Origin of the sequence: Chitinophaga sp. RAB17, from assembly GCF_052114225.1 — a bacterium.
Taxonomy (GTDB): domain Bacteria; phylum Bacteroidota; class Bacteroidia; order Chitinophagales; family Chitinophagaceae; genus Chitinophaga.
In genome coordinates this window covers 1,423,507-1,437,838 of the sequence record NZ_JBFREI010000002.1, presented here as the reverse complement: position 1 = coordinate 1,437,838, position 14,332 = coordinate 1,423,507, and the positions used below count along the sequence as shown (strand labels likewise).

At 44.8% G+C, this 14,332-nt stretch carries 11 protein-coding genes; 3 read left to right on the top strand and 8 right to left on the bottom strand.

Annotated features, from left to right (window positions below):
- Positions 1 to 420: 420 nt before the first annotated feature.
- A complete protein-coding gene (locus tag AB4Z08_RS11780; protein ID WP_441573929.1) occupies positions 421 to 1,494 on the bottom strand; it encodes a heparin lyase I family protein in 1,074 nt (357 codons plus the stop codon).
- A gap of 268 nt (positions 1,495 to 1,762) precedes the next feature.
- Between AB4Z08_RS11780 and AB4Z08_RS11775 the strand changes: the two genes are divergently transcribed.
- Positions 1,763 to 1,963: a hypothetical protein gene (locus AB4Z08_RS11775; RefSeq protein ID WP_441573928.1), complete on the top strand. Its 201-nt coding sequence runs from the start codon at positions 1,763 to 1,765 to the stop codon at positions 1,961 to 1,963.
- 39 nt (positions 1,964 to 2,002) lie between these two features.
- Complete coding sequence (locus AB4Z08_RS11770) at positions 2,003 to 2,956, top strand: hypothetical protein (RefSeq protein ID WP_441573927.1); 954 nt, start codon at positions 2,003 to 2,005, stop codon at positions 2,954 to 2,956.
- A gap of 93 nt (positions 2,957 to 3,049) precedes the next feature.
- On the opposite strand, the gene AB4Z08_RS11765 is transcribed toward AB4Z08_RS11770, so the two are convergent.
- From AB4Z08_RS11765 to AB4Z08_RS11735, 7 genes are all read right to left on the bottom strand, one after another.
- Positions 3,050 to 4,243 carry a thioredoxin-like domain-containing protein gene (locus AB4Z08_RS11765; RefSeq protein WP_441573926.1) on the bottom strand — a complete coding sequence of 398 codons (1,194 nt, stop codon included), beginning with the start codon at positions 4,241 to 4,243 and terminating at the stop codon, positions 3,050 to 3,052.
- Positions 4,244 to 4,339: 96 nt separating this feature from the next.
- Positions 4,340 to 5,785: a PKD-like family lipoprotein gene (locus AB4Z08_RS11760; RefSeq protein ID WP_441573925.1), complete on the bottom strand. Its 1,446-nt coding sequence runs from the start codon at positions 5,783 to 5,785 to the stop codon at positions 4,340 to 4,342.
- Between the two features lie 41 nt (positions 5,786 to 5,826).
- Positions 5,827 to 6,573: a DUF4843 domain-containing protein gene (locus AB4Z08_RS11755; protein ID WP_441573924.1), complete on the bottom strand. Its 747-nt coding sequence runs from the start codon at positions 6,571 to 6,573 to the stop codon at positions 5,827 to 5,829.
- An 11-nt stretch (positions 6,574 to 6,584) separates the two neighbouring features.
- Positions 6,585 to 7,985 carry a RagB/SusD family nutrient uptake outer membrane protein gene (locus tag AB4Z08_RS11750; protein ID WP_441573923.1) on the bottom strand — a complete coding sequence of 467 codons (1,401 nt, stop codon included), beginning with the start codon at positions 7,983 to 7,985 and terminating at the stop codon, positions 6,585 to 6,587.
- Positions 7,986 to 8,003: 18 nt separating this feature from the next.
- On the bottom strand, positions 8,004 to 11,507 hold the full coding sequence (locus tag AB4Z08_RS11745) for a SusC/RagA family TonB-linked outer membrane protein (protein WP_441573922.1): 3,504 nt from the start codon (positions 11,505 to 11,507) through the stop codon (positions 8,004 to 8,006).
- A 50-nt stretch (positions 11,508 to 11,557) separates the two neighbouring features.
- Entirely contained in the window at positions 11,558 to 12,523 is a 966-nt protein-coding gene (locus tag AB4Z08_RS11740; protein ID WP_441573921.1) for a FecR family protein, read from the bottom strand.
- Between the two features lie 140 nt (positions 12,524 to 12,663).
- Positions 12,664 to 13,221, bottom strand: a complete 558-nt coding sequence (locus AB4Z08_RS11735) for an RNA polymerase sigma factor (RefSeq protein WP_441573920.1) — start codon at positions 13,219 to 13,221, stop codon at positions 12,664 to 12,666.
- 182 nt (positions 13,222 to 13,403) lie between these two features.
- Here AB4Z08_RS11735 and AB4Z08_RS11730 point away from each other — a divergent pair, with 182 nt between their 5' ends.
- On the top strand, positions 13,404 to 14,291 hold the full coding sequence (locus AB4Z08_RS11730) for an archaemetzincin (protein ID WP_441573919.1): 888 nt from the start codon (positions 13,404 to 13,406) through the stop codon (positions 14,289 to 14,291).
- Positions 14,292 to 14,332 lie beyond the last annotated feature (41 nt).

Below are 14,332 nucleotides of genomic sequence, written 5' to 3'. Positions count from 1 at the left end.
CGCCGGGGCTGTCGTTTGAATTTGCAAAGGCCATTAACAAATTGCAGATGGAGGACATCCACAATAGGTGTGATCAAGAATTGTACAAGGGGTGGATGTTCCGGTTACTTTAATTTGCCCTTGCTTTGTGTGGCTCAGTGTGGCGATTCTGATGGTAGAGAGTCGCATTTTCTTTGGTGCTACTTTTTTCATGTGTGGGTTTTTAGGTTTTTAATAAGAAATATTACGTGAGAGGATATTATAAAAGAACTACAGTCTCAACAATTCAGTTATTGCAAAATAGCATTTGCCACTGCAATATATCAGCGGTAATATTATTTTCGATCGATAGGTATCCTTACTTTAAAAAGCACATTCCACAACGTCAGATAAAATCGCGAGACATTCTCCCATAGGAAAATGCCTCACGATCCATTAACATCAGTTCGCACTTACTTTAAAAGAAGATACCTTATCATTGAAATTATTATTCTTCAGGCAGCTGCCGTCAGCAGTCAGCACAAGAGAATCACCTGTGAAATTATCGCCATCAAACAGCGTTACTTTAAGGCCGGCAGGAACTTTCAAGGAAGAAGCATCGTTGTTCACACCACCGCTAGCCACGATGGCAGCGGTGTTGTAATTGCCAATAGCAAAGGAGGCAGACCAGCCACCATAACTGCAGTTCTGAAAGACTTGCGCCTGCAAAGCAGGACCGGTACCGCCGGGCGCAGCTTCTGCATAAGTAGATGCAATTTTGGCGCCCTGAACATAGTTGGTAATCTCTGCGGCATCGCCACCATATACCCCAAATTTAGGATCACAAAAGTCAGCATCGAGGGTACGCGCAGGATAACGCTGCGTACCATTTACCAATGTTTGTTTCACACCATTGTACCAAAACTCAATAAATCCAACGGCCCCATCCCGGGATACTTTAATACGCAGCACCATCGCATTCCATGCATTGCGACTCAAGGGAGCTACCCATACTTCCGTTCCTATTTTGCCTGGCGCAAAATGCATGAGGTGGAAGTTACCATTAGTAGTGGTGCTGAGTACAATTGGGTAGTTCTGTGTCATCGGCTGACCGGAGCCATATGCCTTCCACTGAAACACCGCATTGGTGTTCTGGTTTTGCGGGATATCCAGTTTAGAACGCCAGCCGATGTAGATATCATCCCCTTCTGCGGCCTGGAAATTCTTCGCACCATGACCTTCTGTACGATGGCTGCCTGCAGGTTTGTAAAACTTCCAAACCTTGCCATATACAGGATCGGTTTCAGCGGTGATGGTGCCACTACCTTCAAAATTAAGGATCTTCCAAACATTAGCGCTGGGCAGGGAAGCATCTCCATCCCAGAGCAGCGAAAGGATCCCCAGGTTACCGGTGGTTCCGGCTACATTTACGGCATTGCTTTTTGCTACGTTTGGGTCCTGTAAGCTTTTAGTACAGCTGGTCAGCGCAAGTATATTGGCTGACAGGAAGGCGGCAATCGCCAGTGTTGTTTTCATAAGGGTTGTTTATAAAGGGTTAATTGTTCTTACTAAATATAATACCCCCACTTTATCCAAACACATAGGATCTTCACAGAGACAGATACTGAATTCAGTAAAAACATGAAGGCCATAAAAAAACCATCAGTAGGAAAAACACCTGCTATCAGCGTGCAGTATAAATAGTTATGTATCCTCACTACCTGTAGATTAATTAAAACAGAAATTCTCCATTTTATTGCCATGTTAAATATCTTTAGTAACTTTTATTATAAACATACACCCCATGAGCAAGAAAATTAAAATTACCCTCGAAGTAGACCCGGATCAAACAGTTGTGATAAAACCACTGGGAGAAAAACTATCTGAAACACCCAAAGCTGTTACCAGCGCCAAAGAACGCGACCTTTCTACTACTATACCCACTACGTACTCTACTGATGTTCCTTTAACAGATGGCGGCGTAGACGCCGGAATTGACTGGTAAACGAACAAATAAATCAACAATACCCTATACTCCATAACTATGAAAAATGTGATATTAATCATTGGGGACAAACATGATCCCCATGTGATGGAAGTCGTGCGTAAAATCGACAAGGAAAAATATCGCGTTTTTTATTTGAATCCGCTGAATGGCGCATTGGGAAAAGTGTCGTTCTATTATGATCCATTCAGGATAGAGATTGAAAATGGGAATAGTTCCACCACCTTACAGGAAATTATGGCTGTTTGGTGGAGAGTAAAACCTGACTTCTCTAAGTTTCCTGAGAATTTAGAAGAAGTAGCCTCGAAGAATTTTATTCAGCGGGAATGGATGCTTTTGCTAGAAACATTGAGTTTCTACCTGGATCACTGTTTCTGGGTAAACCACCGGAAAACTGATCAACTGCTTAGAAGTAAACCATTTCAATTACATCAGGCGCAATCTTTCGGGTTTAAAATACCGAGAACCATCATCAGTAATAGTTACGATGCTATAGAAGCACATTTTTCTGCCTCCCGGGAGGTATTGTATAAACCGCTTAGCTATTTTGTGTCGCCCCCCAAAAAAATATTATACGCGAATTCCGTATCGGTGAAAGAGCTCCCCTCACACAAGGAAAATATATCTATAGCACCGTGTATCTTTCAAACATATGTTGATAAGAAATATGAACTGAGAATAACCGTTGCAGGCGATCAGGTTTTTCCTGTAAAAATATATTCCCAGGAAAACACCAATGCCATGCTGGATTGGCGTAGAGAGCAGCTTGATTTGAGGTATGAAACCATAATACTGGAAACAGCGTTTGAAAAAAAACTACTTGCCTTTCATCAGGCTATGGGACTTGCTTATGGCGCATATGATTTCATAGTAGAAGAGGATGGGGCCTATACATTCCTCGAAGTAAATCCATTGGGTCAATGGCTTTGGCTGGAGACTATCCTGAAGCTAGATATTAGTGGAGCTGTTGCTAAATTACTCATGAAATCCTGACGCTTTAGCGATGCGATTTCGGAGTTATTCACACAAAACTGCCGTTACAAATTTAGTCTGTAACAGCAGTTTTTTTAAGTTAACACACGATGATTAATTCTGCGAAGCGGCGAGGTGTTCTTTCACCAGCTGCTCCAATTCCTCCTGCTTCAGCGGCGTATTGCCTACGAAACGCCTGATCACTTTTCCATTTCTGTCTATCAGCAGCTTGGTAGGAAAAGCAGTAACACCATATAGCTTCGCCACATCTTCGGCGTGCGGCCCATCATTGTTCAGTAAATTCACCCAGTTCATCCCATCTTCTTTCAACGCCTTTCTCCACTTATCCTGCTGTTGCTGTAAGGTGCCACCCCTTTCGCAGGATACTGCCACGATTTCAAATCCCTGCGGCTTATAGGCGGTGTACATTTGTTTGAGGTGGGGGTTGCTCATACGACATGGTCCACACCAACTGCCCCAGAAATCCAGCAATACCAGTTTCCCTTTAAAGTCTGAAAGACGTGTAGGATGGCTAATGTTGTTGTTCAACACAAAATCCGGTGCCAGAGCACCAGCAGCGGTGAGCTTTGCTTTCTCCAGGCGCCTGGCATATGCTTTTCCGGCAGGTGATAACTGCAGGGCCGCAGACATGTGCGATAGCACCGGCGTGGCTACTACAGGATCCAGGAAAGAGCTGGTGCATTCCTGCAATAGGTCCAGAACGATACCGGAGGAAGGATGCTTATCCATAAATTCCCATCGCAGGGCTACTGTTTCATCATCCAGTCGGTAGGCTTTTTCCAGGTAGCGGGCCATCGCCACCGAATCATTTTTATCATAAGCAGGTTTGCCTTCCTCGTTATAAAGCTTATTCTCTTTATCGTAAACAACTTTAAGTTGTTGTTCCAGCAATTCGTAGTCTGTCTGTGCCGCCGAACCGTTTATCCTGGCCGCTACCAGTGATGTGTCGGCCTCGATATCCAGCTGCCCTGCATCTAAATAAAACGGGCATTCATAAGGCTTGATAAAATGTGTTTGCTGAAAATACCTGGCGGTACTATCGGGAACAGCAAAAAACAATGTAGCTTTTACCGGGTAGTTAAGCATACCGCTGAAACGATAATTATTATTTGTGATAGCAGCGCTATCGAGTTGTTGTACACCATTTTGTTCATAACGCAGATAGATCAGCCGGTTCAAAGGGCCGGTCTCTTTTACACTGCCTTTAATAACAAAGCTTTGTGCTGCTGGCTGCTGGGCCTGTGCCAGCAAAGGGAGGCACAGGCCAATCAGGATCCATAATTTCATACTTGTTTCTTATGATGGGTGAATGATCTCTACCTGCTTTTCGCGAACTAGCTCCCGAAGCAGGAAAATTGGTATGGTTGGTTAATGATTTTACGTTTACTTATAAAAGAGGGAGACAATTTTGCCGAATCCATCTACCATCTTTACTGGTTTACCTCCGTTCAACTCACCTGTATCTTCTATATCGAAATAGTACAGCTTACTTTCCGTACCATTCCAGGTAATTGCCAGCAACTTATTTTGTGTGGTGTACGTCCATTCATTATCTGTTTTATCCGGCAGGAGTTGCAAAGCAGTAATACTTTCATTTGCCGGCATCGAGTACAGACTTCTCGCGCTGTTGGCTTTATAGTCATATAAATACAGTTGGTTGGCGGCGCCGTAGTACAATTGCGGCACTCTTGTGGATACTGTAAAAGTACCAGAGGATTGCATTCCAGGTGCGTTGTTCACCTCCACGTACTGGACAGCGGCAGCCGCCGTATTACTGTCGGGGTTAACAATGTATACATACAGTTTGCCATTACTGTCTTTCATCAGCCATAACGTATATTCGTTAGTGGTGCGCGCTGCGTATACAAATTGCTTTTTCACATTATTCAGATCAAACGCACCGGATCCATTTGCTGGTGGATAGTAAAGCAAGGTTCCACCTGCATCTGCACCATAGGCGAACTGTCCGTTCTTCTCATCATAAGTAGCAAAAGCAGCAAACCAGCTATAGAGTGGGTAGAGATAAGGTGCCACTTTATAATCACCCGCCATGGGTGCTACAAATTTGATAGGGTTATCAGTAGCTCCCTGCATACCGTATATCTTTCCGTTATTAACAACGTAGGCATCATTACTACAGTTATAATATCCGGGAGCCAGTAGCTGCGGCGCCTGTTGAAATTGCTGTGATACTCCTCCTTTCTTCACATAAGTTTGTACGTCCAGCATCACAGGATCTGCACCGGCATTTACGAAAATTACCTGTTGCTGGTACCGGTTGTTATCGTTGTAGCTACCCATGATTCCTTTCAGGGGTAGCGATAGCATTGCTCCCTGGTTTACCTGGCTATACAGGTGGCGATATACTTTGTATTCGGGCGTTACCTGGCTCAGATCACCACCCTGTGGTCCTTCCTCCAGTAACAGGGCACCGTTGCTTAATAATGATTTCACGATCATTGTGACTTGCTTCGTACTGCTGATACCGGTGTTTTTATCTGTGACCCGGAATACAAGCGGGTAGCTGCCAATACCGGCAACTACCGGCATTTTCAATGAGAGCGTAGCCGCTACGGAAGTACGGGTATTGGCTTTGTAGTCCACTACAAACCACTCATAATTATACCTGTCGTTGCTCCCTCCGGGCTGTGTGATAACGGGTTGCAATCTGAGCGTATCCAATAGAATAGCATTGACAGTATCCGGCAATCCGCTAATCGTCATTTCAGCAATGGGTGTGTAGGTATAGTTACCTTTATCTTTGTAGCACCCAGCCAGTAAGAGTATTATCACCGGCAACAGCGCTTTTATTTTTTTCAGGAGATTCATGCCTGTTATTTTAACGTTAATGTATAAACGAATGCATTACATCAGGGAAACACTACGCGGTCGCCCTTTTCATCGAGCATTGGGCCATTGGCTGCTTCGTACAAACGCAGGGCCTCATGCACCATACTGGAGTAATTATACATATCATTCAGTACGGGCGCGCCGGCTCCATCGCGTCCTCTCGGTGGCCAGTTGCTCCTGCCGGTTACTTTTATGATAAATTTGAATTTTGTTTCACTGTAGTTACCAAAAAATGTTTGCAGCCAGCTGCCCGCCGCTTCCCATTTATCGGGCTTCGTGAGTTTGTCGTTTATCCGTACCAGGTAGAAAGGGCTATATCCGCTGGCCAGGCGCGTGATGTTCAATGGAAAATCAGTGTTAGGCGATACCTGCAACCACAAACGAACTTCCTTTCCTTTCAGATCCGGACTGCGCTTCACCACTACTGCAAAACGTGCGCTGAAACTATCAGCTCTGATAAGACATACCGGAAGTTCATAGTGTTGACCAGCAATGGCGGTAGAACTATCTTTAATCGCTACTACCGGCGCCTGCCGGTCATGTGCCACCGCCACACCCGTAATACGCACCGGTAAAAAAACGGTGTCCTGCAGGAGTGCATCCGGTTTCACTGCAAATGAATAGGTGACGCTGTCTTTATAGCTGTCCATTATTCCCTTATTGATATACAATCCTTCCTGATCTGCAAACCTGGGGGTATCCTTCGCGCAGCAGGTAAGCATCGTTGCTATTACTAACCCGCTGAAGTATCTGAAAAGTAATTTCATGTGTAAATAATTTAACGGTTACCAAATTCCACTTCATTCTCCGGCAACGGCAATACATAAGTAGCATCACTCATCTGAACAGTGGTGCGTGGGATCTGCAGACGATTAAGCCGTTTGAAATAAAAGAACAGCTGTCCTTCTCCACAGAACTCCTTTGTATATTCCTTTGTTAGTTCTCCCCGGAAAGCATCGTCATCGAGCGCCCCCGGTAAGGCCACCAGTCCTCTTTTGCTGCGCATCGTGTTGAGATAGTTCATGGCAGCTGTTTTGTCAGGTGCAGCTTCTGCAGCGATATAATAAAGTTCTGATAGTTTTATAAGTGGTACCTGCCCCAGGATCTGTATGCCGCCTCTAACATCCTGCAGATATTTGGTAAACAGCACCTGCGCTCCCTGTCTGGCCGTCAGATAACGATAGCGATAATCAGTAGCCCCACCTTTGGCAATTTCAAACATATCGTCCACCACAGCAGGTAGCTGGTAGATAGTGACCGAATTCGTACTGCCCGGCTTAAACTCATAATCATACAATCCTTTTAAATTGGACACCTGTATGGCAAATACGTGTTCTGTAGAAAAGGTACGATCGCTGTTGTAGGCAGCATTAAAAGTATTGGGATCTCCAAAAGGAAAAATGTTTTGGTCAATAACAGCACGCGCATACTGCAGCGCCTTTGCCTTATCTCCTTTATAAAGATTTATTCTGGCCCGTAAGGCTTGTACAGCCCAGTAATTGAAATGGTTACGGGTATAAGACTGGAAAGGATCCAGGTCATCATAAAATAATTTCTGCTGTACTTTTAACAGGCTATCGGCTGCGTCCAGGTCCTGCAAACACTTATCTATTGCTCCGGCGGTAGTGCTGACTGGTGTGACCAGTTTACTGAAAGTCGTAACATATGGGATTGCTTTTTTTCCTGCCCCTGTAGCCACAGAGGCTCCATATAGGCGCAGCAGGTTGAAATGCAGGAAGGCTCTCAGTCCCAGGGCTTCTCCCTTTACCAGGTTATAATGCTGACCGGTAAACACCTGCTTGTGTTCATCGATGGCCGTCAGCAGGTTATTAAGATTGGCGATACATTCGTAGTTCCCGTTCCAGATCGAATCAAGTGTTGCTCTTACCTGTATATCGGTGTAATTGTATTTACCGAAATTGGCGTATTTGTTACTGAAATCCTGCACATTGTAGTATTGTGCCAGTACGTCCATTACCGTTAACGTTTGCGTGCCACCGTAAAGCGATGTTCCACCCATTTTCATATATACACCAAAGAGGGCTTCTTTGAATCCGCTTTCTGTTTCAAACATATTTTCCTGCCGGATTTCTGTAGCCGGGCGTACATCCAGCCATTTTTTACAGGAAAAGAATCCTGGCAGCAACAGGCATATGCATATGATCCTGATATTTTTCATACAATCTGCTTTTTTCAGTTAAAAGAAAGTGGTGTTAATATTAATACTGAAGGTGTTGGCAAAAGGATAGTCCAGTCCACGTTCGCGTTTGATACTTGAAATACGGAATGGATTATTCAGATAAAAATCGATGCGCGTGTTCGACATTTTCATTGCTTTGAACCATTGATCAGGGAACCGGTAGCTCGCAGAAATGCTGCTGCAATCCAGCATATTTTCTGTTTGCACAAACCGGGAAGTAGCATAGGTAGGTGATGATACCGGTTGCGCCAGGCCATAAGAAGTAGTGTAGGTAATCCCTTTATACATGGTGTGATCGCCCGGCTTTCGCCAGCGCTGTTCCGATACCCGCCTGTCTACGTTATAAGTAATATCTGCATTTTCCACGCGGTCTACGAGGGTTTGGTTATAGATCTGGCCACCCAAACGGTACATGAGATAGATATTCAGACTGATCCCCTTATAGTCAACACCTGTGGAGAGGGTACCTGATACTTTCGGCTCGCTATCTCCCAGCACTACTTTATCATTGGGGTCCCAGGTGTAGGTATAGGTGCCATCTTTACGCATAAACAATTCCTGTCCGCTGGCAGGGTCAATGCCCATGCTTTTCACGCCCCATATGGCACTCAGCGACTGGCCTTCCTCGAAGCGCGTGCGTGGGTATAGTTGTTGTTTTTTGTCGTCAGCATTTGTGAATTTGTCGTTATCAGCATTCAGTTTTTTCAGTGTATTTGAGATTTTATCGATCTTATTGGTGTTATGATATGCAGACACACCTACTCTCCAGAAAAACTCCTGTTTGGTGCGCTGTATAACTACCACATTGGTGCTGGCTTGCCATCCTTTGTTGCGCAGGGAGCCTACGTTTTCTTTAAAGCTGGAAAATCCCAACGATGGAGGCGTGTTGATATCCAGTATCAGGTCGTTGGTGCTGTTATTATAGTAGTCGGCGCTCAGACTCCAGCGGTTATGCCAGAAAGTGGCATCCATTCCTATATTCCGCTTAAATCCTTTTTGCCATCCCAATGCGGAATTTCCATATCCCAGCAAGTAAGCACTTAACTGTGACAGGTAATAACGTTCAGTGGCATAGGTATAGGTGGTAATGGCCATGTAGGGCGGAAAGCGCTGGTCGCCGGTAGTACCAACGGAAGCTCTCAGTTTAAGGAAATTAATTTGTGGGTTGTTTTTCAGAAACCCTTCCCGATGCAGGTTCCAGCCTACACCGAATGACCAGAAAGGTGCGAGGCTTTTATCTTTTCCAAACTGGGAAGACGCATCCAGGCTACTGGAAAAATCGGCAAGGTAACGGTTATCATAAGAGTAGTTGACGTTCATGCGCGCGCTCACCAGCCTGCTGACACCCTGTATACCAGTGGGTTTGGTATTGGTAGCATATCCGCTGGCAAAAATAATATTATCCATCCTTGCATTCGGAAAACCAGTGGCCAGCACACCGGACGATTCATTCTGTACCTCGCTCAGGTTACCACCGCCGGTTACATACAACAAGCTTTTGCCTAACATCTTTCGGATGTCAAAACCAAGGGTAGCATTATAGTTGTCACTTTTGCCATTCGTTTTCAGATAGCTCCCCTTCTGGCTGAAGTCTGCATTATCAAAGCTGGTATGTGCTGCCGGTTTGAAGTCATTGGCTTCCTCCGTTCCTTTGGTAAAGCTGAAACTACCGTTAAAACGGAGCCATGATAAGGCCGACCACTCAAACCTGAAATTATTGGTGAGTGAAAAATACTGACTGAAATTCTGCGTACCCACGTTGGCGTTATAAATGGGATTGTCTGAGTAATTGTAAGTATACCCTATCCAGCTGGTATCCAGGTAGCGGAGCGGGTTGCCATTCTCATCAAATGCCTTGTTATAGGGATTCATTTTTGCATACTGGCTAAAGGAGCCGTAGGGCGAATTAGTGGCTTTATTGGAGTTAACAGAAAGATCGTTACCAAAGAGTAATTTGTTGCTACGATAATTCAGTGTGACGCCGCCACTCAGATTTTTTCGTCCGGAACCTTTCATCACACCTACGTTATCCTGGTAGCCCATATTCACGCCGTAACGCACCGCATTATCCCCGCCTTCGAGGTAAAGTGAATGCGTGCTACCTACACCGGTTTGCAGTGGTTGCGACAGCCAGTAAGTATTGACGCCACTTGTAACCGCTTTTAAACGCCGGTTATATTCTTCATCCAGCGTAAGCTGATCACCCTGGAAACGGGTGGATATATACCTGCCCGCATCTTTTTCGAGCTGCAGTTTTTCTTTTGCATTCAGCAGATCATAACCGGTGAGGTCCGGCGCTTCTACCTGTATGCCACCTCTGTAGGATACTCTTACGGCGCCTTCTTTCGGCTGCCGGGTATCGATGACAATAACGCCATTGGATGCACGGGAGCCATAAATAGCGGTAGCCGCTGCATCCTTCAGGATAGTGATCCTCGATACACGGTTCATATCCAGATCAAAGATGCGTTGCATACTTACTTCGAAACCGTCGAGTACAAACATGGGCGCATTGGGTTTATCACCATACATGCTACGCAAACTCGCACTACTGCTTCTACCCGACTGTACAGGAAAATTATTTTGTCCTCTTAACTGTACATCCGGCAGCCGGTTGGGATCTGATCCCAGATTAATATTTTCCGGCATTTGAAAAGAAGGATCCAGCACACTGATTGCAGCCAATATATTCTGGGGAGATACCCGCTGTAATTCTTCTGCGGTAATAGTTTTGGCGGAGCCGGTAAAATTCTCCACCGGCCGTTTATATACACCAGTTACTACTACATCCGTTAAAGTTTTCGATTTACCGGTTAAACGGATAATGAGATTTGTCTTTTTTTCACCGAGTGACAGCTCTTTCTGTTCGTACCCGATATGCTTCAACACCAGCACCCTGGCCACCGGTGCTCTCAGGATGAAATTACCTTCCTCATCGGCGGTAGTGCCAATAGTAGTGCCTTTTATTAATATGGTGGCCCCGGGCAGGGGTTCTTCATTTTCTTCTGCCACAATACGTCCACTGATAACGATGCGTTGCTGCAGCCCATCATCTGTGGAGATGTTGAAGGTATTTGCCGGTGTAGGTGTATGGAGTGCATCCAGCTGTTTATGCGGTCCCGTTTCTTCCACCGGTTGTCCGGGAGAAGCCGGCGCACCGCCCGGCGTATCTGCGCTTATGATGGCATAGGTATGGTCATTGAATTTTCTGAGCTGCAATTCCATTTGTGCTAAAATATTGCTCATGTATCTCTCCAATTCTTCCCGTTTAATTTGTGACACATCACAGGTACAGGCTTTCCCTTTCAGGAGGGTTTCTTCATAAATAAAGCTCACTTTGTATCGCTGTTGTATCTTCTTTAGCAACAACGGCAGTGGCGTTGCATGCGTTTGCATAGGATTCTCCGGCGCCGGTAAGGGCGAAGGAACTGCAGCGGTGACCATATTATCAGGGCATAGCAATGACAATACTCCCGCCAGGAGCAGAATAAAGCGGTTCATAATAAATGTTTCTTTTTAATTGGTTGATATAATCCTTCTCGCTGTCATCATTATTGGTGGGAAATGATGAGCGAATCGCCTTGTTGGCGAATATTAATCTTTAAAATAGTTGACAAAATAGTGTAAAGCTGTTGTTCATCATTTGTATCTACCGTACCTCCGGAAAGCTGTCTGTTCAACAGCAGCGTATCCCGGATACCTATTTTACGTCCATAATTATATCCAATAAACTTCACGACATCTCCAAAATTTGTTTTATCCAATTCCAATTTGCCTGTTTTCCAGGCGGTATATATCCTCGTATTGATTTTCTCCTTTTTTACTGTTTCGTTGGCGCCACTGACAGTAAGCATTTCGCCGGGCTGCATCACTACCGGCTGGAAACGGCCTGTTTCACTGCTGAGTTGTACGCGTCCTGTTTCGAGTACTACGCTGTTCATTCCGGTACGGGTATTTACGTTAAAAGATGTACCCAATACGGCTAACTGCATCACGCCGGCGTGCACCAGGAAGCGTTCCGGATCAGTTACCGGTGTACCTTTCCGATGCAGGTGTTTAACATCAAAAAATGCTTCTCCCGTTATCCATACCTCTCTTTCTTTTATCTTATTCCAGCTGCTGGCGTAGCGCAATACCGCATTTCCGTTCATGATCACGGAAGAACTATCCGGTAATATCACCTGCCTGATTTCCCCTGCTGTAGTACGTATCTCGGTCCATTGAGGCTGTTGCATCTGCCATATCCTATACAAACCTGTAATGGTAAAGAGCACCAAAACTGCCGCTGCTGCAGACTGCCAGCTAAGCAACCGGATACGTCGTTGCTGTTTGGGCCTTTGTGCATGGACATTCGCCCAGATGATTTTACGCGTTTCTTCCCAACCTGCAGCCGGTGGCTTTATTGCTGTGTTATTCAGACTGGCAGCATGATACCATGATTCCAGCAGCTCCTTTTCTTCCGGAGTGCATGTGCCCTGATTGTATTTTTTAATAAGCGACAGCAGCTGTTCGTCCATATAGCGATAACGTCTATTACAGGTAATAACGGGTAACTGGCCACGAAGTACCAGGGCGCAGAAAAAAAATTTCAGGAAATGATTAAAACCGGAATAGTAAAGCTCCGATCGCCTGCATCAGGAACAAAAAGGGAGGTATCTCAAAGCAGGAACAAAAGAAAATACCGCTGTACCTCGTTCCGTACACGCTGTAGGGCTGTAGTGAGTTGGTTCTTTACGGTTTGGGGCGACAGCGACAGCAACGTGGCTATTTCTGCCACAGTCAGGTGTTGTTCCCGGCTCAGCTGATAAATTTCTTTCATTTTGGCCGGTAGCGATGCTACTGCCGCAGCTACCACATTGCGGAGTTCTTTGTTGGTGATATTCTCTAAAGGCTGCTCCGGCGTGTCAGCAGGATGGAAAGGCAACTCCAGGATATAATGCAGCCGTACCTGTTGCTTCTCATAAAAATCAAATACTTTATTACGCAGTGCTGTAAACAGATATCCGGCTATTGACTCGCCGGCTTTTACCTTATCAATGTTATTCCAGAAAGCAATAAACACGTCCTGCACCAGGTCCTGTGCATCGGCTTCTGATCTTACACGTTGATAAGCGATGCGGTACAAGTCCTGCCAGTATTTGTCAAACAATTGCTGAAAAGCCAGCTCATTGCCGGATTTGGCGCTATCTATTAATATTTGATCATTGCTCATCATTCGTTGTCAATAGCAGGCACATTCAGATAGTACACCTTAATAATATGGAGAACACAAGTTTAAGGAAATGTTACCAATAATCTTAGTTTTTATTAACTTAGTTTTAGTGACGGGGAAACTGATACTCCCTGACATATAATTTATCCTGCAATACCAATCCCAGTACCAATAGCTGCCATGATATGAGAATGCTCCTTTTTATCTTCCTCATTTCTCTCTTCTCCTGTCATAACAACGAAGAGAAAGATCCCACCATTTTAACACAACTCGAATACTTCAGGGCTATCGAAGAAAATGATGTAAAACTTGCCCCTCCGAAAGAAGGTGAATGGCTTTTTGAACATAAGGAAAAGGGGCAAAGTTTTGATGAATATAAAAAAGGCAATCCTATAAGACCTCATACCGGCAAGTCCGTCATTTACTTAATGCCTGTTGGCGACTTTACCCTACTGCAGGAGAAAACATTACAGCTGACACGGGACTACATCGCCATTTTCTTTCAGCAGAAGACCGTGTTATTGAAGGCGGTTTCAGATAGTATCATTCCCACATCTGCCACCCGGCAACAAGAAAATCATGTACAACTGCTGGCCCCTTATGTACTGGACAGTTTACTTATTGGCAAAACACCAGAAGATGGCATCGCATTAATGGCCATCAGTGCAAAAGACCTGTATCCAAAAAAAGAATGGAACTATGTATTTGGATTGGCCTCGTATGCTAAAAGAGTAGGCGTAAGCTCTATTTACAGACTACAAAACCAACTCCTAGACAGCGCTAATTTTTTGCTATGTTTAAGCAGGCTGATAAATATATCCTCTCACGAAATAGGACATATGATGGCTATTCAACATTGCACATTTGCCAGATGTATTATGAATGGCAGTAACAGTTTGAGTGAAACAGATACCGCTCCCAACCGCCTTTGTTCTGAATGTCAAAAGAAGTTATTCTGGAATTTTAAGTACGATAATAAAAAAAGGTTGAAAGAGCTCTATGACTTTTGCCAGGAAAATGGCCTGCAAAGAGATTTTAGTGTGTTGAAGCAGGATTGGGAGGCGGTGGAATAAGCGTATGTTGCTTAATTGGATGACGAGGAATATCTTGTTAA